The sequence below is a fragment of the Agrococcus sp. TF02-05 genome (genome assembly GCF_017565345.1).
GTDB classification, from domain to species: domain Bacteria; phylum Actinomycetota; class Actinomycetes; order Actinomycetales; family Microbacteriaceae; genus Agrococcus; species Agrococcus pavilionensis.
Genome location: NZ_JAGEKO010000010.1, coordinates 56,109 through 78,538, shown reverse-complemented (window position 1 = coordinate 78,538; position 22,430 = coordinate 56,109). Strand labels below are relative to the sequence as shown.

The 22,430-nt window shown below is 72.5% G+C and carries 20 protein-coding genes; 7 read left to right on the top strand and 13 right to left on the bottom strand.

Annotation, left to right across the window (positions count from 1 at the left end; translation table 11 throughout):
• Nucleotides 1–99 precede the first annotated feature (99 nt).
• On the top strand, nt 100–1,866 hold the full coding sequence (locus JQT67_RS10805) for a biotin carboxylase N-terminal domain-containing protein (protein ID WP_208064665.1): 1,767 nt from the start codon (nt 100–102) through the stop codon (nt 1,864–1,866).
• A 31-nt stretch (nt 1,867–1,897) separates the two neighbouring features.
• On the opposite strand, the gene JQT67_RS10800 is transcribed toward JQT67_RS10805, so the two are convergent.
• Together JQT67_RS10800 and JQT67_RS10795 are read right to left on the bottom strand one after the other, a co-directional pair.
• Nucleotides 1,898–3,352 carry an NAD(P)H-quinone dehydrogenase gene (locus JQT67_RS10800; RefSeq protein WP_031223360.1) on the bottom strand — a complete coding sequence of 485 codons (1,455 nt, stop codon included), beginning with the start codon at nt 3,350–3,352 and terminating at the stop codon, nt 1,898–1,900.
• 34 nt (nt 3,353–3,386) lie between these two features.
• Nucleotides 3,387–3,926 (bottom strand): YaeQ family protein, encoded by a 540-nt coding sequence (locus tag JQT67_RS10795; protein ID WP_208064664.1) that lies wholly within the window; start codon nt 3,924–3,926, stop codon nt 3,387–3,389.
• A 42-nt stretch (nt 3,927–3,968) separates the two neighbouring features.
• Between JQT67_RS10795 and JQT67_RS10790 the strand changes: the two genes are divergently transcribed.
• Both JQT67_RS10790 and JQT67_RS10785 read left to right on the top strand, forming a co-directional pair.
• Entirely contained in the window at nt 3,969–4,799 is an 831-nt protein-coding gene (locus tag JQT67_RS10790) for a purine-nucleoside phosphorylase (protein WP_021009909.1), read from the top strand.
• Nucleotides 4,796–6,463 (top strand): phospho-sugar mutase, encoded by a 1,668-nt coding sequence (locus JQT67_RS10785; RefSeq protein WP_208064663.1) that lies wholly within the window; start codon nt 4,796–4,798, stop codon nt 6,461–6,463. Before JQT67_RS10790 ends, JQT67_RS10785 begins: the two co-directional genes overlap by 4 nt.
• 66 nt (nt 6,464–6,529) lie before the next feature.
• Here JQT67_RS10785 and JQT67_RS10780 read toward each other — a convergent pair whose 3' ends face one another.
• The 11 genes from JQT67_RS10780 to JQT67_RS10730 all read right to left on the bottom strand — a co-directional run bounded on the left by JQT67_RS10780 (nt 6,530) and on the right by JQT67_RS10730 (nt 18,330).
• Nucleotides 6,530–6,967, bottom strand: coding sequence for a PTS sugar transporter subunit IIA (locus JQT67_RS10780; protein WP_021009907.1), 438 nt, complete (start codon nt 6,965–6,967; stop codon nt 6,530–6,532).
• Complete coding sequence (locus tag JQT67_RS10775) at nt 6,964–8,070, bottom strand: adenosine deaminase (protein WP_208064662.1); 1,107 nt, start codon at nt 8,068–8,070, stop codon at nt 6,964–6,966. The genes JQT67_RS10780 and JQT67_RS10775 overlap by 4 nt, the downstream gene beginning before the upstream one ends.
• Nucleotides 8,071–8,161: 91 nt before the next feature.
• The gene (locus tag JQT67_RS10770; protein ID WP_208064661.1) at nt 8,162–8,497 is read right to left on the bottom strand and encodes a DUF4190 domain-containing protein; all 336 of its coding nucleotides are present in this window, start codon (nt 8,495–8,497) and stop codon (nt 8,162–8,164) included.
• A 151-nt stretch (nt 8,498–8,648) separates the two neighbouring features.
• Entirely contained in the window at nt 8,649–9,938 is a 1,290-nt protein-coding gene (locus tag JQT67_RS10765) for a thymidine phosphorylase (protein WP_307864307.1), read from the bottom strand.
• Nucleotides 9,931–10,356, bottom strand: coding sequence for a cytidine deaminase (locus tag JQT67_RS10760; RefSeq protein ID WP_208064659.1), 426 nt, complete (start codon nt 10,354–10,356; stop codon nt 9,931–9,933). The genes JQT67_RS10765 and JQT67_RS10760 overlap by 8 nt, the downstream gene beginning before the upstream one ends.
• 6 nt (nt 10,357–10,362) lie before the next feature.
• Nucleotides 10,363–11,652: an ABC transporter permease gene (locus tag JQT67_RS10755; protein ID WP_208064658.1), complete on the bottom strand. Its 1,290-nt coding sequence runs from the start codon at nt 11,650–11,652 to the stop codon at nt 10,363–10,365.
• Nucleotides 11,649–13,055: an ABC transporter permease gene (locus tag JQT67_RS10750; RefSeq protein WP_021009901.1), complete on the bottom strand. Its 1,407-nt coding sequence runs from the start codon at nt 13,053–13,055 to the stop codon at nt 11,649–11,651. The genes JQT67_RS10755 and JQT67_RS10750 overlap by 4 nt, the downstream gene beginning before the upstream one ends.
• Nucleotides 13,052–14,611: an ABC transporter ATP-binding protein gene (locus JQT67_RS10745; protein ID WP_208064657.1), complete on the bottom strand. Its 1,560-nt coding sequence runs from the start codon at nt 14,609–14,611 to the stop codon at nt 13,052–13,054. The genes JQT67_RS10750 and JQT67_RS10745 overlap by 4 nt, the downstream gene beginning before the upstream one ends.
• 119 nt (nt 14,612–14,730) lie before the next feature.
• Nucleotides 14,731–15,879 (bottom strand): BMP family ABC transporter substrate-binding protein, encoded by a 1,149-nt coding sequence (locus tag JQT67_RS10740; RefSeq protein ID WP_208064656.1) that lies wholly within the window; start codon nt 15,877–15,879, stop codon nt 14,731–14,733.
• An 85-nt stretch (nt 15,880–15,964) separates the two neighbouring features.
• Nucleotides 15,965–17,038, bottom strand: coding sequence for a BMP family protein (locus tag JQT67_RS10735; protein WP_021009898.1), 1,074 nt, complete (start codon nt 17,036–17,038; stop codon nt 15,965–15,967).
• A 179-nt stretch (nt 17,039–17,217) separates the two neighbouring features.
• On the bottom strand, nt 17,218–18,330 hold the full coding sequence (locus JQT67_RS10730; RefSeq protein ID WP_208064655.1) for a mannose-1-phosphate guanylyltransferase: 1,113 nt from the start codon (nt 18,328–18,330) through the stop codon (nt 17,218–17,220).
• Between the two features lie 98 nt (nt 18,331–18,428).
• Here JQT67_RS10730 and JQT67_RS10725 point away from each other — a divergent pair, with 98 nt between their 5' ends.
• The 4 genes from JQT67_RS10725 (at nt 18,429) to sdhA (ending at nt 22,418) form a co-directional block, all read left to right on the top strand.
• Complete coding sequence (locus tag JQT67_RS10725) at nt 18,429–19,580, top strand: glycosyltransferase family 1 protein (protein ID WP_307864306.1); 1,152 nt, start codon at nt 18,429–18,431, stop codon at nt 19,578–19,580.
• 133 nt (nt 19,581–19,713) lie between these two features.
• Nucleotides 19,714–20,151 (top strand): succinate dehydrogenase, cytochrome b556 subunit, encoded by a 438-nt coding sequence (sdhC, locus tag JQT67_RS10720; RefSeq protein WP_374222132.1) that lies wholly within the window; start codon nt 19,714–19,716, stop codon nt 20,149–20,151.
• Nucleotides 20,151–20,603, top strand: coding sequence for a succinate dehydrogenase hydrophobic membrane anchor subunit (locus JQT67_RS10715; protein WP_208064654.1), 453 nt, complete (start codon nt 20,151–20,153; stop codon nt 20,601–20,603). The genes sdhC and JQT67_RS10715 overlap by 1 nt, the downstream gene beginning before the upstream one ends.
• Nucleotides 20,604–20,630: 27 nt before the next feature.
• Nucleotides 20,631–22,418 carry a succinate dehydrogenase flavoprotein subunit gene (gene sdhA / locus JQT67_RS10710; RefSeq protein WP_208064653.1) on the top strand — a complete coding sequence of 596 codons (1,788 nt, stop codon included), beginning with the start codon at nt 20,631–20,633 and terminating at the stop codon, nt 22,416–22,418.
• Nucleotides 22,419–22,430 lie beyond the last annotated feature (12 nt).

Here is a 22,430-nt window from a genome sequence, read left to right as displayed (position 1 = left end):
GCTGCGCGGCCTCGACTGTGGGAATCCGCAACCGAACCGGGCATTCCTGTGTGGCGTGCGCACGCATCCGCCATGTCCTGCCGCCTAGGCTCTAGAACCATGCGCCGCATCACCAAGGTCCTCATCGCCAATCGCGGCGAGATCGCCGTCCGCATCATCCGGGCGGCGCGCGACGCCGGCATCGGCTCGGTCGCCGTCTACGCCGAGCCCGACCGCGACGCGCAGCACGCGCAGCTCGCCGACGAGGCCTTCGCGTTGCACGGCTCGACGAGCGCCGAGAGCTACCTCGTGATCGACAAGCTGCTCTCGGTCGCGCGCCGCTCGGGCGCCGACGCCGTGCACCCGGGCTACGGCTTCCTGGCCGAGAACGCCGACTTCGCGCGCGCCGTCATCGACGCGGGCCTCATCTGGATCGGCCCGAGCCCCGACGCGATCGAGCAGCTCGGCGACAAGGTCTCGGCCCGGCACATCGCCGAGTCGGTCGGCGCGCCGCTCGCGCCTGGCACGATCAACCCCGTCGCGGGCGCGGCCGAGGTGCTCGAGTTCGTCCACGAGCACGGGCTGCCGGTCGCGATCAAGGCCGCCTTCGGCGGCGGCGGCCGCGGCCTCAAGGTCGCCCGCACGCGCGAGGAGGTCGAGGAGCAGTTCGACTCCGCGACCCGCGAGGCGGTCGCGGCGTTCGGCCGCGGCGAGTGCTTCGTCGAGAAGTACCTCGACAAGCCGCGCCACGTCGAGACGCAGTGCCTCGCCGACGCGCACGGCGACGTCGTCGTCGTCTCGACGCGCGACTGCTCGCTGCAGCGCCGCCACCAGAAGCTCGTCGAGGAGGCGCCCGCACCCTTCATCACCGCCGAGCAGGACGCCGAGCTGCGCCGCGCGTCGAAGGCGATCCTGCGCGCCGCCGGCTACGTCGGAGCGGGCACGTGCGAGTTCCTCATCGGCGCCGACGGCACGATCTCGTTCCTCGAGGTCAACACGCGCCTGCAAGTCGAGCACCCGGTCTCGGAGGAGGTCACCGGCATCGACCTCGTGCGCGAGCAGTTCCGCATCGCCGAGGGCGAGGCGCTCGGCTACGACGACCCCGAGGTGCGCGGCCACTCGATCGAGTTCCGCATCAACGGCGAGGACGCGGGCAGCGGCTTCATCCCCCAGCCCGGCCCGGTGCGCGTGTTCCGCGCCCCGAGCGGCCCCGGCATCCGCGTCGACTCCGGCGTCGTCGCCGGCGACGTCATCGGCGGCAACTTCGACTCGATGCTCGCGAAGCTCATCGTCACCGGCCGCGACCGCGCCGAGGCCCTCGCCCGCGCGCGCCGCGCCCTCGCCGAGTTCGAGGTCGAGGGGCTCCCGACCGTGCTGCCCTTCCACCGCCGCATCGTCGACCACCCGGCGTTCGCGCCCGAGGGCGACGCGCCCTTCTCGATCTACACGTCGTGGATCGAGTCGGAGTTCGAGAACGACATCCCCGCGTGGGGCGGCGAGCCCTCCGAGCTCGGGGGCCCCGAGCCGCGGCGCACGGTCGTGGTCGAGGCCGACGGCAAGCGCATCGCGGTGTCGATGCCGAAGCGCCTGTTCTCCGACACGAAGGACGCCAAGGGGCCCGCTCCGCGGCGGATGCGCACGGCGCTCGCGGGCGGCGTGGGCTCCGGCACGATCGTCTCGCCCATGCAGGCGACGGTCGTGAAGGCGGCCGTCGCCGAGGGCGACCGCGTCGTCGCGGGCGACCTGCTCGTCGTGCTCGAGGCGATGAAGATGGAGCAGCCGCTCTCCTCCCCCGTCGACGGGGTCGTCACGGCGGTCGACGCACCGGTGGGCGCGACGGTGCCGTCGGGCCACCGCCTCGTCTCGATCACGCCCGACGAGGCCTGAGCCGCCCGCCGCGACCGGCGGCGCGCTCGGCTCAGGGCTCGAGCTGCTCCTGCGCGACGTGCATCGAGCGGGCCACGTCGGTGATCGAGCCCGAGAGCGACGGGTAGACGGCCCACGCGCGCGCGAACTGGTCGACCGTCAGGCGCTGCTCGATCGCGAGCGAGAGCGGCAGGATGAGCTCGGATGCGCGTGGTGCGACGACCACGCCGCCCACGATCGTGCCGAGGTCGGTGCCCGCGATGAGCTTGACGAAGCCGTCCTGCACTCCCTGCATCTTCGCGCGCGGGTTGTGCCGCAGCGGCAGCTTCACGATGCGCGCCTCGCGCTCGCCGGCGTCGATCGACGCCTGCTGCCAGCCGACCGTCGCGATCTCGGGGTAGGTGAAGATGTTGGAGGCGACGTTGCGGAGCGTGATCGGGCGCACCTCGTCGCCGAGCGCGTGGAAGATCGCCGTGCGCCCCTGCACCGAGGCGACGGATGCGAGCGGGAAGAACGCGGTGCAGTCGCCGGCGGCGTAGATGTGCGGCACCGAGGTGCGCGCGACGCGGTTGACGCGGATGTGGCCCGAGTCGGTGGTCTGCACGCCAGCGGCGTCGAGGCCGATCCCCTCGGTGTTCGGCACCGCGCCGACCGCCATGAGGCAGTGGCTCCCGCGGATCTCGCGGCCGTCGGAGAGCGTCACGACGACCTCGTCGCCGTCGCGCACGACGCTCGTCGCGCGCTGCTTGTTGAGCACGTGCATCCCGCCGCGGCGGAACACCTCCTCGATCACGTCGGCCGCGTCGGTGTCCTCGCCCGGCAGCACGCGCTCGCGGCTCGAGACGAGCGTGACCTCCGAGCCGAGCAGCCGGTAGGCGGAGGCGAACTCGGCGCCCGTGACGCCCGAGCCGACCACGATCAGGTGCGAGGGCATCTCCTCGAGGTCGTAGAGCTGCGTCCAGGTGAGGATGCGCTCGCCGTCGGGCTGCGCGCTCGGCAGCACGCGCGGGCGCGCGCCGACCGAGACGACCGCGGTGTCGAGCTCGAACGAGTCGAAGTCCTTCGCGTTCGCGCCGCCGGTCGAGACGGCCACCGTCGTCGGGCTCGTGAAGCGGCCGTAGCCCTCGACGACCTGCACGCCCAGGCTCTCGAGCGTCTGCCGCATGTCGTCGGACTGCCGGTTCGCGAGCCGGCGGATGCGCTTGTTGAGCTTCGTGAAGTTGACCGCGACCTCGGGGCGCAGCGGCCGGTCGCGGTCGCCGCGCGCGAAGAGCTGCACGCCGAGCTCGTCGGCCTGCTCGATCGCGGCGGCCGACTCGGCGGAGGCGATGAGGGTCTTGGAGGGCACGACGTCGGTGAGCACGGCGCTGCCGCCCACGCCGGCGCGCTCGATGAGCGTCACCTCCGCGCCGAGCTGGGCTCCCGCGAGCGCCGCCTCGTAGCCGCCCGGTCCGCCGCCGATGATCACCACGCGCTGCTTGCGCTCGAATGCACTCACGTGCTCCATCATCCCGCATCCGCGCGATGGAGCTGAGCGCGCGTCAGCCCGCCGGGCGCTCGTGGATCGCCGTCGACAGCGCGCGGCCGTTGACCTCGGCGTACAGCACACCCTCGGTCACCGAGACGGTCATCGACGTGCGGCGCGCGACGGCGTCGGCGACCGCGTCGACGAATCCGGGGTCGAACGAGACGAGCCGCACGTCCTCGGCTCGGTGGATGCGCTTCCCTGCCCAGCGCGCGGCGACCCTCTCGGGCTCGCGGTGCGTGTAGACGGCGCAGCGATCCGCCGCCATGCTGCCGCGGTGCACGCGCTCGGCCTCGGGCGCGCCGATCTCGATCCACGCGACGAGCGCGCCCGTGCGGTCGCGCACGAGCACCGCGGGCTCGTCGCCGCCCGAGAGCCCGTCGCCGAAGGCGATGCCCTCCTCGTGCTCGAGGCACAGCGCGAGCACGCGCGTCACCATGAACGCCGCGGTCTCGGAGGGGTGCTGCGCGACCTTGAGCGAGAGCTCCTCGTAGACGCCGCGGTCGACGTCGGAGAGCTGCACCTCGAAGGTGTGGACGGTCGCGCCGATGGCCATGGTGACCCAGCCTACGGGCGCAGCGCCCTTAGAGTGGGCGCCATGACGCACCCCCTCGATGCCCCCGCAGACCCGCGCGAGGTCGCGCGCCAGGCCGCCGACGACATCCGCCGCATCACCGGCGTCGAGTCGCACGACATCGCCCTCACGCTCGGCTCCGGCTGGGCGCGCGCCGCCGACCTCATCGGCGAGACGACCCACGAGATCGCCGCGACCGAGGTGACGGGCTTCTCGAAGCCCGCGCTCGAGGGCCACGTCGGCACCATCCGCTCGGTGCTGACCGACGACGGTCGCCGCGCGCTCGTCATCGGCGCCCGCACCCACTACTACGAGGGCCACGGGGTGCGCCGCGTCGTCCACTCCGTCCGCACCGCGGCCGCGGCAGGCGCATCCGTCATGGTGCTCACGAACGGCGCGGGCGGCATCAAGCCGCACTGGACGCCCGGCCAGCCCGTGCTCATCAGCGACCACATCAACCTCACCGCCGACTCGCCGCTCGAGGGCGCGACGTTCGTCGACCTCACCGACCTCTACTCGCCGCGGCTGCGCGACATCGCGCGCGAGGTCGACGGCAGCCTCGACGAGGGCGTCTACGTGCAGTTCCGCGGGCCTCACTACGAGACGCCCGCCGAGGTGCAGATGGCGAAGGCGATCGGCGGCCACATCTGCGGCATGTCGACGGCGCTCGAGGCGATCGCCGCGCGCGAGGCGGGCATGGAGGTGCTCGGCCTGAGCCTCATCACGAACCTCGCCGCGGGCATCCAGACCACGCCCCTCTCGCACGAGGAGGTCATCGAGGCCGGCCGCGAGGCCGAGGGCCGCATCTCGCGCCTGCTCGCCGACGTCGTCGCCGCGATCGGCGCCCGAGCATGAGCCTCGACGCCGCCCGCGCCTGGGCCGCGGCCGACCCCGACCCCGAGACCCGCGCGGAGCTCGAGGCGACGATCGCGGCCGCCGAGGCGGGCGACGAGGCCGCGATGGCCGAGGTGACGGATGCGTTCCGCGGCCGCCTGCAGTTCGGCACGGCGGGGCTGCGGGGCCGCATCGCCCCGGGGCCGAACCGCATGAACACCGTCGTCGTGCAGCAGGCCTCCGCGGGGCTCGCGCGCTACCTCGTCGACCGGGAGCCCTACCCCTCGGTCGTGATCGGCTGGGACGGGCGGCGCGGCTCGGAGCGCTTCGCGCGGGACGCCGCCGAGGTCTTCGCTGGCGCTGGCGTGCGGGCGATCCTGCTGCCGCGGCTGCTGCCGACCCCCGTCACCGCCTTCGCCGTGCGCCACCTCGGCGCGAGCGCGGGCGTCATGGTGACCGCGAGCCACAACCCGCCCGCCGACAACGGCTACAAGGTGTACCTCGGCGGCGCCGACGAGGGCAGCCAGATCGTGCCGCCCGCCGACGCCGAGATCGCCGCCCGCATCGTCGAGGCGGCCGCCGTGCCCGTGACCGAGTACCCGCGCGGCGAGCCGGAGGTCGCGGGCGAGGGCGTCTGGGAGTCGTACGTCGCGGCGACCGCTGCGATCGGCCAGCCCGACCAGGGCATGCCGGGCGCCGGCGGCCCGCGCGTCGTGTACACGCCGCTGCACGGCGTCGGCCTCGAGACGGTGCGCGCCGTGCTCGACGCCGCGGGCTTCCCGCCGGTGACGGTCGTGCCCGAGCAGGCCGAGCCCGACGGCGCGTTCCCGACCGTCGACTTCCCGAACCCGGAGGAGCCGGGCGCGCTCGACCTCGCGATGGCGCTCGCCACGGCGGAGGGCGCCGAGCTCATCCTCGCGAACGACCCCGACGCCGACCGGCTCGCGGTCGCGGTGCCGGATGCGTCGGCGCCGGCCGGCTGGCGGATGCTCACGGGCAACGAGGTCGGCCTGCTGCTCGGCTGGGACGCCGCGCGCGCGGCGCGCGGGCACGGCGTGCTCGCCGCCTCGATCGTCTCCTCCCCCGGCCTCGGCGTCATCGCCGAGGCGCACGGGCTCGAGTTCGTGCAGACGCTCACGGGCTTCAAGTGGGTCTCGCGCGTGCCTGGCCTCGTCTACGGCTACGAGGAGGCGCTCGGCTACCTCGTGAACCCGGGCACCGTGCGCGACAAGGACGGCATCTCGGCGCTCGTGCGCATCCTCACGCTCGCGAGCGAGCTGCACGAGCGCGGCTCGTCGCTCGCCGAGGAGCTGCTCGCGCTCGCCGCCGAGTTCGGCGCGTTCGAGTCGGGCCAGGTGAGCGTGCGCGTCACCGACCTCGCGCGCATCCCCGCCCTCATGGGGGCGCTGCGGCAGGCGCCGCCGACCGAGCTCGCGGGCGCGGCGGTCGTCGCCGCCGACGACCTCGCGCTGCCCGAGCACGGCGAGATCGGCGACATCCTGCGCTTCACGCTCGACGACGGCTCGCGCGTCATGGTGCGGCCGAGCGGCACCGAGCCGAAGCTCAAGGTCTACATCGACGCGACGTCGACCGACGGGCCGCCGGCCGCTCGCGTGCGCGCGGCGCGCGAGCGCGTCGCGGCGATCGCCGAGGCGGTGCGGCCGCTGCTGGCGCACGAGAGCTGAAGCCGGAGACCCCTTCGGGTCTTCGGCGCGACGCCAGCGCCCCGGCCCGTCCCGGGCCGGGGTTCCCTACCGGCGCAGCGCCGCGATCGCGTCGTCGCGCGTCGAGGCGGCCGCGATGGCATCGGCGACACCCTCGCCGTCGAGCGCGTTCGCGAGCTCCGCGAGCATCCGCAAGTGGCCCTTCGGGCTCGTCGCGGCCATCCCGATGACGACCCGCACGGGGTCGTGGTGCGGGTGGCCGAAGGCGACGGGCTCGTCGAGCACGACGATCGCGAGCGCGTCACGGCGCACGACCGCGCTCGGCCGCGCGTGCGGCACGGCGACGCCGGGTGCGACGACGCAGTAGGGCCCGGCCTGCTCGATCTGCTGCACGAGCTCCTCGACGTACGCGCGGCCGACCGCGCGCGCGGTCACGAGGTCGACCCCTGCGGCGCGCACGGCGGCGCGCCAGTCGGCGGCGTGCACCCCGGGCGCGAACGTCGCCTCGTCGAGCGGCAGCGTCATCGGAGGTCGTCGAAGCCGTCGGCGATCTCGTCCGCGAGCTCCTCCCGCTCCTCGAGCGAGCAGAAGGCGCCGGCGACCGCGTTCTGCGTGACCTCCTCGAGGTCGTCGAGGTCCCACTCGAACGCCTCGACCAGGAGCCCCAGCTCGCGCGTGAGCGTCGTGCCGGACTGCAGGCGGTTGTCGGGGTTGACGGTGACCGCGAAGCCGAGCTGCAGCAGCAGGTCGATCGGGTGGTCCTCGAGCGAGTCGCCCCACTGCGCGATCGTGCCGGTCTGCAGGTTGGAGCTCGGGCTCAGCTCGAGGGGGATCTGCCGGTCCTTCACCCACTCGGCGAGCTCGCCGAGGCGCACGACGATCGCGTCGTCACGCTCCTGCTCGATCTCGATGTCCTCCGCGATGCGCGTGCCGTGCCCCAGCCGCAGCGCGCGACCGGCGAAGAGCGCATCCTCGATGCTCGCGAGGCCGTCGCCCTCGCCCGCGTGCACGGTCGCCGGGAAGTGCGCCCTCGCGAGCCGGTCGAACGCCGAGGCGAGCCGCGACGGCGGGAAGCCCGCCTCGGGACCGGCGATGTCGAAGCCGACCGCGCCCTTGTCGCGGTGCCGCAGCGCGAGCTCGGCGATCTCGTCGGCGCGGTCGAGGTGCCGCATCGCGCTGATGAGCTGGCCGACGCGGATGCCGCGGCCGTGCGACTCGACGAGGTCGATCGCCTCCTCGATGCCGGCCTGCACCGCCTCGACCGCCTGGTCGAGCGAGAGTCCGCGCTGCAGGTGCTGCTCGGGTGCCCAGCGGATCTCGCCGTAGACGACGCCGTCCTCGGCGAGGTCGAGCACGAACTCCTTCGCGACCCGGTGCAGCCCGTGCTCGGTCTGCATGACCGCGGTCGTGATGTCGAAGGTCTTCAGGTACTCCGGCAGCGAGCCGGAGTTCGACTGCGCGGCGAACCACGCGCCGAGCGCGTCCGCGTCGGACGCCGGCAGCTCGAGCCCGATCTCGTCGGCGAGCTCGAGCACCGTCTGCGGCCGGAGCCCTCCGTCGAGGTGGTCGTGCAGGCTGACCTTGGGCAGCGTCTGGATGTCGACGCCGTCGACCTCGTACCGGCTCATTCCGCCTCCGTCATCGGGGTGCATTGAGCCTCGATCGTATCGGCCGGGACCGCGCCGCGGCATGCCGCCGCGATCGGCGCTCGCAGCAGCGTCAGGCGCCCGACGCGGCGAGCCCGATCGCCGCGAGGATGAGCCCGCCCGCGACGATCCACAGCAGCGCCCACAGCACGAGCATCGCGACGCTCAGCCAGATGCCCCACAGCGCCATCGTGCGGCCCGCGGGCTCGCGCTTGCGGGCCATGACGCCGACGATGATGCCCGCGATCGGCACGAGGATCGAGCCGCCGATGAAGATCGAGGCGAGCCCGAGCACGAGCGCGACGACGCTGAGCGTCTTCGGCTCCGACGCGCCGTAGGTGCTGCCCGCGGGCTGCGTGGTGTCGCCGACGTACGCGCTGCTCGGGCGGTTGAGCTGGGGATCGGTCACGGCTGGCTCCTCAGGGGTGGCTGACTGGTGCGGATGCGTCGAGCCAAGCAGGGCGCGCGGCGCGCGGCCTGGACGACGGCTGGGTACCGCCTCGGCGCCAGTCTCGCCGCCCGCGCCACGCTGCGCAAGACCCGCGACCCGGCAGCGCGCGTCAGGCGATGCGCTCGCGCACGATCGGGGGCACCTCGACGACCGTGCCGGGCGCCGCGAGCTCCCACGCCCCCTCGAGCGCCTCGAGCGCACGCGGGATGCGGCTCTCGTCGTCGGCGGAGATGGTCCAGAGCGGGTCGCCCGCGCGCACCGCGTCGCCCGGCTTGACGTGCAGGTCGATGCCGGCGGCGTGCACGACCGGGTCGCTCGCGCGGGCGCGGCCCGCGCCGAGCCGCCACGCGGCGATGCCGAACGGCAGCGCCTCCTGCCGCGCGAGCACGCCGTCGCGCTCGGCGACGACCGTGTGCGTCTCGTTCGCGACCGGGAGCGGCGCGTCGGGGTCGCCGTCCTGCGCGAGCACGAAGCGGCGCCAGACGTCCATCGCGCGGCCGTCGGCGAGCGCGGCCTCGACGTCCGCGTCGGGCTGCCCCACCGCATCCAGCATCTCGCGCGCGAGCGCGACCGTGAGCTCGACGACGTCGGCGGGCCCGCCGCCCGCGAGCACCTCGACCGACTCGCGCACCTCGTTCGCGTTGCCGATCGCGCGGCCGAGCGGCACGTCCATCGTCGTCAGCAGCGCGCGCGTCTCGACGCCCGCGTCGCGGCCGAGCGCGACCATCGTCTCGGCGAGCTCCCTCGCGCGCTCGAACTCCTGCATGAACGCGCCGGAGCCGAACTTCACGTCGAGCACGAGTGCGCCCGTGCCCTCGGCGATCTTCTTCGACATGATCGAGGATGCGATGAGCGGGATGGCCTCGACGGTGCCGGTGGTGTCGCGGAGCGCGTAGAGCCGCTTGTCGGCGGGCGCGAGGCCCGAGCCGGCCGCGCAGATCACGCCGCCGACGGTGCGGAGCTGATCGAGCATCTCGTCGTTCGACAGGTCGGCGCGCCAGCCGGGGATCGACTCGAGCTTGTCGAGCGTGCCGCCCGTGTGCCCGAGGCCGCGGCCCGACAGCTGCGGCACCGCGACGCCGAACGCCGCGACGAGCGGCATTAGCGGGAGCGTGATCTTGTCGCCGACGCCGCCCGTGGAGTGCTTGTCGACCGTCGGCTTGTCGAGCGCCGAGAAGTCCATGCGCTCGCCGGAGGCGATCATCGCGGTCGTGAGGTCGTGGATCTCGCGGCGCTCCATGCCGTTGAGCAGGATCGCCATCGTGAGCGCCGCCATCTGCGGGTCGTCGACGTAGCCGCGCGTGTAGGCGTCGATGAGCCAGTCGATCTGCGCGGTCGAGAGCGCTCCCCCGTCGCGCTTCGTGCGGATGATGTCGACGGCGTCGAAGGCCTCAGCCACGGTGCTCCCTCTCCTCGTGCCCTGCGTACTCGTCGAGCTGTGCCGGGCCGAACGCATCCGGCAGCACCTCGGCCATCGTGCGGATGCCGCTCACGGTGTCGAGCAGCATGCCCGGCGCCGCGTGCTCGAAGAGCAGCTGGCGGCAGCGGCCGCACGGCATGAGCCGCTCGCCCGCACCATTGACGCACGCGAACGCGACGATGCGCCCGCCGCCGCCCATGACCATCGCGCTCACGAGCGAGCACTCGGCGCACAGCGTGACGCCGTAGGCGGCGTTCTCGATGTTCGCGCCCGCGACGATGCGGCCGTCGTCGACGAGCGCCGCGGCGCCCACCGGGAACCTCGAGTAGGGCACGTAGGCCCGCTCCGTCGCCGCGACCGCCGCGTCGTGCAGCGCTTGCCAGTCGATCTCAGCCATGGCCGCCTACTGCTTGATGTAGGGCTTGCCGCTCGCCGCCGGCGCTCGCGACTGGCCGATGAAGCCGGCGACCGCGAGCAGCGTGATGACGTACGGGAGCATGAGCATGAACTCGCTCGGCACCGGCGAGCCGATCGCGCCGAGCGTCTGCTGCAGCGCCGAGGCGAAGCCGAACAGCAGCGCCGCCGCCGTCGCCTTGAGCGGGTGCCACTGGCCGAAGATGACGGCCGCGAGCGCGATGTAGCCGAGGCCCGCCGTCATCTCGCGGTTGAAGGCGCCGGTCGTGTCGAGCGTGAAGTAGGCGCCGCCGAGGCCCGCGACGGCGCCGGCGAGCGCGACGTTCCAGAAGCGCAGCCGGTTGACCTTGATGCCGACGGTGTCGGCGGCGAGCGGGTGCTCGCCGATCGCGCGCAGCCGCAGGCCCCACGTGGTCTTGAACAGGCCCCACGCGATGACCGGCACGATGATGAACATCGCGTAGACGATGACCGTGTGCTCGAACAGCGCCGGGCCGATGATCGGGATCGTCTCGATGCCGGGGATGGGGATGCGCGGGAGCCGGTCGGGCGAGTTGAGCGCGGGGTTCGCGGTGAGCACCGAGGAGTAGAGGAAGTTCGTCAGGCCCACGACGAGCACGTTGAGGACGACACCGACGATGACCTGCTCGACGAAGTAGCGGATCGCGAAGACCGCGAGCACCATCGAGACGAGCACGCCCGCGAGCATCGCGCCGAGGATGCCGAGCACGGCGCTGCCGGTCGACGAGGCGATCACCGCGCCGCTGAACGCGCCGGAGAGCAGCTGCGCCTCGATCGCGATGTTCACGACACCCGCGCGCTCGGAGATGACGCCGCCCATCGCGCCGAAGATGAGCGGCACCGAGAGGCCCACGGTCGCGAACAGCAGGCCGGGGATCGGGATCATCTTGTCGGCGCCGGCCCAGACGAGGAACGCGACGACGAAGAGCACGCCGAACGCGAGCGGCAGCCAGAAGCCCTGCTTCCGCACCGTCGCGACGAGCCAGGTCGAGACCGCCGTGAGCGCGGCGAGGAGCACGACGACGACGATGCCGGTCGCGCGCACCGGGAGCACCGCATCCGGGAGGGCGACGAAGTCGCCGACGGAGGCGAGCCGCAGCGTCGTCGAGCCGTCGCGCGCGGCGACGACGAACAGCACGAGCGCGACGAGCGTGAGCACCGCGTACGAGACCGGTGCCTTCCAGTGCTTGACGACCGCGCGCTCGAGCTCGATCGTCTCGGCGTGCGGCTGCGCGGCGGTGGGCTGCTGCGTCGTCACGACTGCGCTCCCTTCTGCTGGGTCATCGCGGCGAGCGCGGCCTCGTCGCGGCGCTGGCGGCGCGACTTCCTGCCGGGCTGCGGCAGGCCGAACATCGCGCGCACGAGCGGCGGCGCGGCGATGAACAGCACGATGAAGGACTGGACGACGAGGATGATGTCGACGGGCACGCCCTCGGCGGCCTGCATGCGGAAGCCGCCCGCCTTGAAGGCGCCGAAGAGCAGGCCGGCGAAGAAGGTGCCCCACGGCGTCGAGCCGCCGAGCAGCGCGACCGTGATGGCGTCGAAGCCGATGCCCGCGTCGATGCCGGCGGTGAAGCCGGTCGTGACGGCGCCCGTCACCTGCTGCGCGCCCGCGAGGCCCATGAAGGCGCCCGAGAGGAGCATCGCGTAGACCGTGAGGCGCTTGACGTTCATGCCGGCGTTGAGGGCGGCGGATGCGTTGTAGCCGACCGCGCGGAACTGGAAGCCCAGGTTCGACCGGTTGATGAGCCACGCGCAGACGATCACCGCGAGCACCGAGAGCAGGAAGCCCCAGTGCAGCACGAACGGCGGGCCGAAGATCGACGGCAGGATGGCCGTCTCGGGCATGGGCGGCGAGATGGGGTTGTTGCCGCCGGGGTTCTGCAGCAGGCCGGGCGTCCGCAGCATCCAGGTGATGAACCAGAACGCGACGAAGTTGAGCATGATCGTCGAGATCACCTCGTGCGCGCCCGTGTACGCCTTGAGCGCGCCGGCGATGCCCGCCCAGATCGCGCCGGCGGCGATGCCGACGAGGATCGCGACGATGACGTGCAGGATCGGCGGCATCTGGAAGGCGAAGCCGACCCACGCGGAGGCCGCGGCGGCCCACAGCATCTGCCCGCGGCCGCCGATGTTGAACAGGCCGACCCGGAACGCGAGCGCGACGCCGAGGCCCGCCGCGATGAGCGGGGTCGCGAAGTTCAGCGTGTCGGTGAGCGGCTTGATGAGGTAGATGAAGCCGCGGTCGGCAGCAGCGAAGTTGAGCACCGCGCCCTGGAAGAGGGCGAGGTAGGCGCCCGAGACCGCGGTCCAGACCGCCGAGAGCATGTCGCCGGGACGGGCGAAGAAGTAGCCCGCCGTCTCCTGCACGCGCTCGTCGGTCGCGGCGATGAGGATGCCGCCGACGACGAGCGAGGTGAGGATCGCGAGCACCGCCATCACGAGGTTGCCGCCCATGATGCGACGGAAGGCGCTCCCCCACGGGTCGTCGACGTCGGCGGTGCGGTCGTCGGTCGGGGCGACGGGTGCCGCGACCTGCACCTCCGCCTCGGCCGGCGCGTGGACGGCCGTGGGGGCCGCGCCGGAGTCGGGCGAGCCGCCCGGTCGCTGCGGGGCGTGGGGCTCGATCGGGTCGTCGGCGTCGCGCGGCGTCTCGTTCACGCTGCGGCTCCCTTCGAGGGCTCGGGGGTCGGGGCGCCGGCGACGCGCTCGCCGGCCATCATGAGGCCGAGCGTGTCGCGGCTCGTGTCGGCCGGCACGATGCCGACGATGCCGCCGCGGTACATGACCGCGATGCGGTCGGCGAGGCCGACGACCTCGTCGAGCTCGGTCGAGACGACGATGACGGGGATGCCCGCGTCGCGGGTCGCGATGATCTGGCTGTGCACGAACTCGATCGAGCCGACGTCGAGGCCGCGCGTGGGCTGCGAGGCGACGAAGAGGGCGAGCGGCCGGCCGAGCTCGCGCGCGAGCACGACCTTCTGCTGGTTGCCGCCCGAGAGCGTGCCGACGGGCGTCTCGATGCCCTGCGCGCGGATGTCGAAGGACTCGAGCTTCTCGGCCGCGAAGCGGTCGCGCTCCTCGCGGTCGACGGTGCCGGCGCGCACGAACGGAGCGCCGCTGTAGCGGTCGAGCATGAGGTTCTCGGCGATCGAGAAGTCGCCGACGAGCCCGTCGACCTTGCGGTCCTCGGGCACGAAGCCGACGCCCGCGTCGAGCACCTCGCGCACGGAGTCGCCGATGAGCTCGTTGCCGTTGAGGTCGATCGAGCCGGTCACGCGGTGCTGGAGGCCGAGGATGGCCTCGGTGAGCTCGGTCTGGCCGTTGCCCTGGACGCCGGCGATGCAGAGCACCTCGCCGCCGCGCACCGTGAACGAGACGTCGTTGACGACCTTCTGGCCCAGCGCATCCAGCACCGTCAGGTTCGACACGACGAGCGCGTTGTCGGTGAGCACCGGCGGGTTCTTCTGCACCGTCAGCTCGACGGCGCGGCCGACCATCATCGACGCGAGCTCGGTCGTCGACGACTCGGGGCTCGCCTGGCCGACGACCTTGCCGAGCCGGATGACGGTGATGCGGTCGGCGATCGCGCGCACCTCGCGCAGCTTGTGGGTGATGAAGACGATCGCGGTGCCCTCGTCGCGCAGCTGCTGCATGATCGCCATGAGCTCGTCGGTCTCCTGGGGCGTCAGCACGGCGGTCGGCTCGTCGAACACGAGCACCTTCGCGTCCTGCGAGAGCGCCTTGATGATCTCGACCCGCTGCTGCACGCCGACGGGGAGGTCCTCGATGCGCGCGTCGGGGTCGACGTGGAAGCCGAAGCGCTGCGAGATCTCGCGCACCTTCTGGCGCGCGCCGCTCAGCCCGCCGAGCTCGCGCTCGTGGCCGAGCAGCACGTTCTCGGCGACGGTGAAGACGGGGATGAGCATGAAGTGCTGGTGCACCATGCCGATGCCGGCGCGCATCGCGTCGCCGGGGCCGGCGAACGACTGCGGCTCGCCGTCGAGCAGGATCTCGCCCTCCTCGGCGCGGTAGAGGCCGTAGAGGACGTTCATGAGCGTCGACTTGCCGGCGCCGTTCTCGCCGAGCAGGCAGTGGATCTCGCCAGCCCGGACCTCGAGGTCGATGTGGTCGTTCGCGGTCAGCGCGCCGAAGCGCTTGGTGATGCCGCGCAGCTCGAGGGTGGGTGCCCCGAGGGGAGTTGGCTCGACGGTCATGTGCCTTCCTTCGACGACGACGGCGACGACTGATGAATGTATCGGGGGCGCGCGGTCCGCGGGGCCGCGCACGCGCGTGGGGGCCGGCTTGCGCCGACCCCCACGCGCGCTGTACCTGGTTACTCCGGGCTCGAGGGCGAGCCGACCTCGATCTCGCCGGCGATGATCGCCGCCTCGATCTCGTCGAGCTCTGCCTGCAGCTCGGGGTCGACCGAGCCCTCGAAGTCGTGGAACGGAGCGATGCTCACGCCCTCGTTCTCGAGCGTGCCGACGTACGGCTCGTTGCTGAAGTTGCCCGCGGCGGCCTCCTCGACCACCGACTGGACGCCCTCCGACATGCCCTTCATGATCGACGTCAGGAAGAGGTCGGCGTAGTCGGGCGAGGTCTCGTAGAGGTCGGCGTCGACGCCGATCATCGCGATGCCCGAGTCGGCGCCCGCGTCGCGGATCGCCTCGGCGGCCGAGAGGAAGATCGGGCCACCGACCGGCAGGAGCACGTCGGCGCCCTGCTGGATGAAGGTGTCGGCCATCTGCTGCGCCGTCGGGCCGGCCTCGAAGCCACCCGTGAACGAGCCGGTCTGCGCCTCGACGTCCCAGCCGAGCACCTGGACGTCCTCGCCCTTCTGCTCGTTGTAGTACTCCACGCCGGCCGCGAAGCCGTCCATGAAGATCGTCACGGTCGGGAACTGCATGCCGCCCCACGTGGCGACGACGCCCGACTCCGAGTACGACGCGGCCGCGTAGCCGGCGAGGAACGCCGCCTGCGCCGTGTCGTAGATGATCGGCTTGACGTTCGGCAGGTCGATCGCGTTGTCGTCGATGATCGTGAAGCTGAGGTCGGGGTTCGCCTCGGCGGCCGCGGCGGTCGCCTCGGAGAGCGCGAAGCCGACCGACACGATCATGTTGCAGCCCTCGTCGATGACGCTCGTGAGGTTGGCGGCGTAGTCGGCGTCCGACTGCGACTCGACCTCGATCGGCTCGACGCCGATCGTCTCCGACGCGGCGCGGAGGCCCTCGGCGCCGAGCTGGTTGAAGGAGCGGTCGTCGAAGCCGCCCGCGTCCGAGATGATGCAGGGCTGGATGTCGGTGGTGGCGGCGGGGTCGGCCGACGCGTCCGTCGTGCTCGACGGGGCGTCAGGTGCTGCGGCGCAGCCGGCGAGCAGGAGCGCCGCGCCGAGGGCGATGGCGCCGCCGCGCGCGGCGGAACGGGTGAACTTCAAGGGATCCTCCAGTGCAAAGGATGCTCGCCGCGACGCGGCGGAGCGCATGATGGTCGAGCATAGGGCCGCGACGACGCCCACAACCGCCGCCGCGGGCCACCGAAACGCAATCGTTGCAAACCCTGAGGGTGCGTCAGGGGCTCGAGGGCGACTCGACGACGATCTCGCCAGCGATGATCTGCTCGCGGAGCGCCTCGAGCTCGGCCTTCGTCTCGTCGCTCACGCGCGCGTCGAGGTCGTGGAACGGGGCGATGTCGACGCCGCCGTTCTCGAGCGTGCCGATGATGGGCTCGTCGGAGATCGTGCCGTCGGCGGCGTCCCCGACCGCGGTGACCACCGCATCCTCGGTGTTCTTCATGATGCTCGTGAGCAGGATGCCGCGGTACTCCTCCGGCAGCGTCTCGAAGCCGTCGTTGTCGACCCAGATGACGAGCGCCGCGCCGCCCGCGTCGATGGATGCGGTGAGCGCGCCCTCGCCGACCTGGCCAGCCACGGGCAGGATGACGTCCGCGCCCTGCGCGATGAAGGCCTCCGAGAGCGAACGGCCGTTCGCGACGTTCTCGAAGTCGCCCGTGAAGGTGCCGTCCTGCGCCTCGGGGTCCCAGCCGAGCAGCTGCACCTGGGTGCCCTTCGCCTCGTTGTAGGCGTCGATGCCGGCCGCGAAGCCGTCCATGAAGAGCGTGACAGGCGGCTGGTTGCCGCCGCCGAAGGTCGCGACGGTGCCCGTCTCGCTCACCGAGGCGGCGGCGTAGCCCGCGAGGAACGCGGCCTGCGCGGTGTCGAAGACGATCGAGCGCACGTTGGGCGCCTCGACGATCTCGTCGACGATCGCGAACTGCACGTCGGGATTGGTCTCGGCCTGCTCGGCGGTCGCGGCCGCGAGCTCGAAGCCGACGGTGAGCACGAAGCCGCAGCCGGTCTCGACCGCCGCCTGCACGTTGGGCGCGAGGTCGCTCTCGGTCGTCGAGACGAGCACGTTGGCCTCGACGCCGAGCTCGGCCTCGGCGCGCTCCATGCCCGCCCAGCTCGTCTCGTTGAAGGAGCGGTCGTTGAGGCCGCCGGAGTTCGTGACCATCTGCGCGCACTCGAGCGACTGCTCCGCGTCGCCAGAGGCGCCCGGCCCCTCGGTCTCGGCGGGCGGCGGTGCGGCGCAGCCGGCGAGCAGCAGCAGGGCGGCGAGCGCGGGGATGGCGAGCGAGCGGGCCACGGTGTCTCCTTCGAGCGGGTCGGCGCCATCGTAACCGGCGCGCGGTCGGCTCGGTGCCGCGCGGTCGCGCGCGCTCGCTCGCCGAGGCCGAGCGGGGCGGATGCGCCCGAGCGGGCCGGGCGCGCCGGCCCCGATCGGGCGCCCCCGCCCCGGTCGAGCGCGAACGACGCCGCGGCGGCTCAGAGCACGTCGGTGTTGCCCGAGAGTCGCACGGCGTCGACGACCTTCTTCACGCGCTGCGCGTTCGCCGTCGTCGTGACGAGCAGCGCGTCGGGGGTGTCGACGACCACGACGTCCTTGATGCCGACGACCGACACGATGCGGTTCGACTGCGACACGACGATGCCGCTCGCCGAGTCGGCGAGCACGGTGCCGGCGGTGCCGAGGATCGCGAGCCGGCCGCGGCGGCCGCCGTTGTGGAGCTTCGCGACGGCGGAGAAGTCGCCGACGTCGTCCCAGTCGAAGTGGCCGGGGATGACGACCATGGTGCCGCGCTCGGCGGCCGGTTCGGCGACCGAGTAGTCGATCGCGATCTTCTTGAGCTGCGGCCACAGCCGATCGACCGCGGGGCCGCGCTTCGCCGGCTCGTCCCACACCTCGGCGAGCTCGTCGATGTGCGCAGCGAGCTCGGGCTCCTCGCGCGCGAGCTCCTCGAGCAGCACGTCGGCGCGCGCGATGAACATGCCGGCGTTCCAGAGGTACTCGCCGCTCTCGACGTAGCGCCGCGCGCGCTCGGCGGAGGGCTTCTCGACGAACTCGCGCACGATCGCGGCGCTCGGGGCTCCCTCGATCTCGGCCGGTCCGTTCGTGCGGATGTAGCCGAAGCCGATCGCCGGCTCCGTCGGCGTGATGCCGATCGTCGCGATCCGGCCCGATCGGGCCGCCGCGACGCCCTCGGCGACCGCGCGCCGGAACGAGCGCTCGTCGTCGATGACGTGGTCGGCGGCGAACGAGCCGACGATGACGTCGGGCTCGCGCTTGCGCAGGATCGCCGCGGCGAGCGCGATCGCGACGGTCGAGTCGCGCGGCTCGGCCTCGAGCACGATGCTCGCGTCGTCGAGCTCGGGGATCTGCGCCTCCACCGCCGCGCGGTGCGCGCGCCCGGTCACGACGATCGTGCGGCCGGGGCCCGCAAGCGGCTGCAGCCGGTCGAAGGTCGCGCGCAGGAGCGTCTTGCCGCTGCCGGTGAGGTCGTGCAGGAACTTGGGGGCGTCCGCGCGGGAGAGCGGCCACAGCCGCGAACCGACGCCGCCGGCGGGGATGATGCTGCAGAAGTCGTCGAGGGCGGGCATGCCGACGACTCTAGGCCGCTCCGCGCCGGGCGAGCATTTCACCCACCGTTCACCGAGCCCTCGTGACGCCGCCACGCATCCGCCCTACCGTTGGCCTCGTGCGCATCGAGCGGGTGGCCATCGTGACGGAGAGCTTCCTCCCCACCGTCAACGGCGTGACGACGTCGGTGTGCCGGGTCCTCGACCACCTCGTCGACACCGGCCGCGAGGCGATCGTCATCGCGCCGCGCTGCGGCGCGCCGCTCCACTACCGCGGCGTGCCGGTGCACGAGGTGCCCTCGGTCGCGTACCGGGAGTTCCCCGTCGGGCTCCCGAGCCCGCAGGTCGCGGCGCTGCTCGCGCGCTTCCAGCCCGACGTGCTGCACGCCGCGAGCCCCTTCATGCTCGGCGGCCAGGCGATCGCCGAGGCAGCCCGCATCGGCCTGCCGAGCGTCGCGATCTACCAGACCGACGTCGCGGGGTTCGCGCGCCGCAACCGGCTCGGCGCGGGCGCCGCCTTCGCGTGGCACGTCATCCGCCTCATCCACAACGGCGCCGACCGCACGCTCGCCCCCTCGAGCGCGGCGATCGCCGACCTCGAGGCCGCGGGCGTCAAGCGCGTCCACCACTGGGCGCGGGGCGTCGACCTCGCGGGATTCCACCCCGACAACCGACTGGGGCCCGCGGCGGCGAGCCTGCGCCGCCGGCTCGCGCCCGGCGGCGAGACGATCGTCGGCTACGTCGGCCGCGTCGCCCCGGAGAAGGGGCTCGACCGCCTGCGCGCGCTCGAGGGCCTCGGAGGCATCCGGCTCGTCATCGTCGGCGACGGGCCGGGCATGGCCGACACCCGGCGGCAGCTCACCCCGCTCTCGCCGGTGTTCCTCGGCCAGCTGCAGGGCGCGCCGCTGCGCGCCGCGTACGCGGCGATGGATGCGTTCGTCCACACGGGCGCGGAGGAGACGTTCGGGCAGACCCTGCAGGAGGCCGCCGCGAGCGGCCTGCCGGTCGTCGCACCGCGCGCGGGCGGCCCGATCGACCTCGTGGACCACGGCACGACGGGCTTCCTCTTCGAGCCCGACGACGCATCCGAGCTCCGCAGCGCCGTCGAGGCGCTCGCGAGCGACGCCGCGATGCGCTCGAGGATGGGCGAGGCCGGTCGACGGCGCGTGCTCGGCCGGTCGTGGGCGGCGGTGTGCGAGCAGCTGCAGGGCCACTACGGAGCCGCAGCCCGACGCGCGCTGCGCGGCGCCGACGGCCTCGTCGACGCGTAGGCCGCGCGGGGCCCGCCCCGGTTCGCCGAGAGCGTGCGCGCCGCGGAGCCCGGTTGGCGGTCGAACCGGAGCAGCGTCCCCCGCGGGCATAGGATGGATGCACTAGCCCGGTCAATCCTTGGAGGGAACGCGCGTGTCTGAGACATCGAGCAGCCTCACCCTCCCCGACCCCACGCCCAAGAAGACCTCGTTCAGCGGCACGCTGTATCGCGGCAACGAGGGCATGTGGTCGTGGGTGCTGCACCGCATCACCGGTGTGGCGATCTACTTCTTCCTGCTGGTGCACGTGCTCGACACGGCACTCATCCGCGTGAGCCCCGAGGCGTACAACGCCGTCATGGCCACCTACAAGAACCCCATCATGGGGCTCGGCGAGACCGTGCTCGTGGGCGCCGTGGTGCTCCACGCCCTCAACGGCCTGCGCGTCATCCTGGTCGACGTGTGGCCGTGGGCGACGCGCAACCAGCGCCCGCTGTTCTGGATCGTCATGGGGCTCGTCGTCGTGCTCATGGCGTACTTCGTGCCGAACCACCTCGTCAACGTCTTCTCGCCGATGGAGGGTGGCCACTGATGACCGCCACGATCGAGAACCCGAACTACGCCTACCCCGCGCGCTCGAAGCGCGGCCCGAGCCTCGAGAAGGCCGGCTGGATCTTCATGCGCGCCTCCGGCGTCGTGCTGGTCGTGCTCATCTTCGGCCACCTCGCCTACAACCTCATCTGGACGCCGGGCGGCATCCACGCCATCGACTTCGGCTTCGTGGGCGGCAAGCTCGCCGACCCGTTCTGGCAGTGGTGGGACGTCACGATGCTCTGGCTCGCGATCCTGCACGGCTCCAACGGCATGCGCACGATCGTGAACGACTACGTGCACAAGCCGCGCATCCGCCAGATCGCGCTCGGCGCGATCGCGATCGCCGCAGTGATCCTCATCCTGCTCGGCACGCTCATCACGTTCACGTTCAACCCCTGCCCGCCGACCGCAGACCCCTCGCTGCTGCCGTCGTTCTGCGCAGACCTCTAAGCACGAGATCCGGAGATCCCCAGGTACATGGCTGAGACGAGTTCCGTCACCGACGGCATCCACTACCACCAGCACGACGTGCTCATCATCGGCGGCGGCGGCGCGGGCATGCGCGCCGCGATCGAAGCCGCCCCGAAGGCGTCGACCGCCGTCATCACGAAGCTCTACCCGACCCGCTCCCACACGGGCGCGGCGCAGGGCGGCATGGCCGCCGCGCTCGCGAACGTCGAGGAGGACAGCAACGAGTGGCACACGTACGACACCGTCAAGGGCGGTGACTACCTCACCGACCAGGACTCGGCAGAGATCCTGACGCGCGAGGCCATCGACGCGGTCTACGACCTCGAGAACATGGGCCTGCCGTTCAACCGCACGCCGGACGGCAAGATCGACCAGCGCCGCTTCGGCGGGCACACGCGCGACCACGGCAAGGCGCCCGTGCGCCGCGCGTGCTACGCCGCCGACCGCACCGGCCACATGATCCTGCAGACGCTCTACCAGAACTGCGTCAAGCACGGCGTCGAGTTCTTCAACGAGTTCTACGCGCTCGACCTCATCATGACCGAGACGCCCCAGGGCAAGCGCGTCGCGGGCGTCGTCGCCTACGAGCTCGCGACGGGCGAGATCCACGTCTTCCAGGGCAAGGCGGTCGTCTTCGCGACCGGCGGCTTCGGCAAGATCTACAAGACCACCTCGAACGCCCACACTCTCACGGGCGACGGCGTCGGCATCATCTGGCGCAAGGGCCTGCCGCTCGAAGACATGGAGTTCTACCAGTTCCACCCGACGGGCCTCGCGGGCCTCGGCATCCTCCTCACCGAGGGTGCGCGCGGCGAGGGCGCGATCCTCCGCAACGCCTCGGGCGAGCGCTTCATGGAGCGCTACGCGCCGACGATCAAGGACCTCGCGCCGCGCGACATCGTCGCCCGGTCGATGGTGCAGGAGGTGCTCGACGGCCGCGGCGCGGGCCCGAACAAGGACTACGTCTACCTCGACTGCACCCACCTGGGCGCCGAGGTGCTCGAGACGAAGCTGCCCGACATCACCGAGTTCGCCCGCACGTACCTCGGCGTCGACCCGGTCGTCGAGCGCGTGCCCGTCTACCCGACCGCGCACTACGCGATGGGCGGCATCCCGACGAACAACGACGCCGAGGTGCTCGCCGACAACGAGACCGTCATCCCGGGCCTCTACGCCGCCGGCGAGTGCGCGTGCGTCTCGGTGCACGGCGCGAACCGCCTCGGCACGAACTCGCTGCTCGACATCAACGTCTTCGGCAAGCGCGCCGGCAACAACGCCGTCGCGTACGCGAAGATGGCCGACTTCGTCGACCTGCCGGCGGATGCCGCGGACGGCGTCGTGAAGATGCTCGCGCAGCTGCGCGAGGGCACGGGCACCGAGTCGGTCGCCGAGATCCGCAAGGCGCTGCAGGAGACGATGGACCGGAACGCCCAGGTGTTCCGCACCGAGGAGACGCTGCAGACGGCACTTGCCGACATCGCGCAGCTCCGCTCCCGCTACCCGAACGTGCGCATCCACGACCGCGGCCGCCGCTTCAACACCGACCTGCTCGAGGCGGTCGAGCTCGGCTTCCTGCTCGACCTCGCCGAGGTCGTGGTCGTGTCGGCGATCAACCGCAAGGAGTCGCGCGGCGCCCACATGCGCGACGACTACCCCACGCGCGACGACGTCAACTTCATGCAGCACACGATGGCGTACCGGACGGCCGCCGAGACGGGCGCCAGCCAGGGCATCCGCCTCGACTGGAAGCCGGTGCGCGTGACCCACTACCAGCCGACGGAGCGGAAGTACTGATGAGCGACACCC

Excerpts from the sequence above, each read along its gene's own strand:
- JQT67_RS10805 (WP_208064665.1), top strand. The coding sequence starts at position 100 with ATGCGCCGCATCACCAAGGTCCTCATCGCCAATCGCGGCGAGATCGCC.
- JQT67_RS10800 (WP_031223360.1), bottom strand. The coding sequence starts at position 3,352 with ATGGAGCACGTGAGTGCATTCGAGCGCAAGCAGCGCGTGGTGATCATC.
- JQT67_RS10795 (WP_208064664.1), bottom strand. The coding sequence starts at position 3,926 with ATGGCCATCGGCGCGACCGTCCACACCTTCGAGGTGCAGCTCTCCGAC.
- JQT67_RS10790 (WP_021009909.1), top strand. The coding sequence starts at position 3,969 with ATGACGCACCCCCTCGATGCCCCCGCAGACCCGCGCGAGGTCGCGCGC.
- JQT67_RS10785 (WP_208064663.1), top strand. The coding sequence starts at position 4,796 with ATGAGCCTCGACGCCGCCCGCGCCTGGGCCGCGGCCGACCCCGACCCC.
- JQT67_RS10780 (WP_021009907.1), bottom strand. The coding sequence starts at position 6,967 with ATGACGCTGCCGCTCGACGAGGCGACGTTCGCGCCCGGGGTGCACGCC.
- JQT67_RS10775 (WP_208064662.1), bottom strand. The coding sequence starts at position 8,070 with ATGAGCCGGTACGAGGTCGACGGCGTCGACATCCAGACGCTGCCCAAG.
- JQT67_RS10760 (WP_208064659.1), bottom strand. The coding sequence starts at position 10,356 with ATGGCTGAGATCGACTGGCAAGCGCTGCACGACGCGGCGGTCGCGGCG.
- JQT67_RS10745 (WP_208064657.1), bottom strand. The coding sequence starts at position 14,611 with ATGACCGTCGAGCCAACTCCCCTCGGGGCACCCACCCTCGAGCTGCGC.
- JQT67_RS10740 (WP_208064656.1), bottom strand. The coding sequence starts at position 15,879 with ATGCGCTCCGCCGCGTCGCGGCGAGCATCCTTTGCACTGGAGGATCCC.
- JQT67_RS10730 (WP_208064655.1), bottom strand. The coding sequence starts at position 18,330 with ATGCCCGCCCTCGACGACTTCTGCAGCATCATCCCCGCCGGCGGCGTC.
- JQT67_RS10715 (WP_208064654.1), top strand. The coding sequence starts at position 20,151 with ATGACCGCCACGATCGAGAACCCGAACTACGCCTACCCCGCGCGCTCG.
- sdhA (WP_208064653.1), top strand. The coding sequence starts at position 20,631 with ATGGCTGAGACGAGTTCCGTCACCGACGGCATCCACTACCACCAGCAC.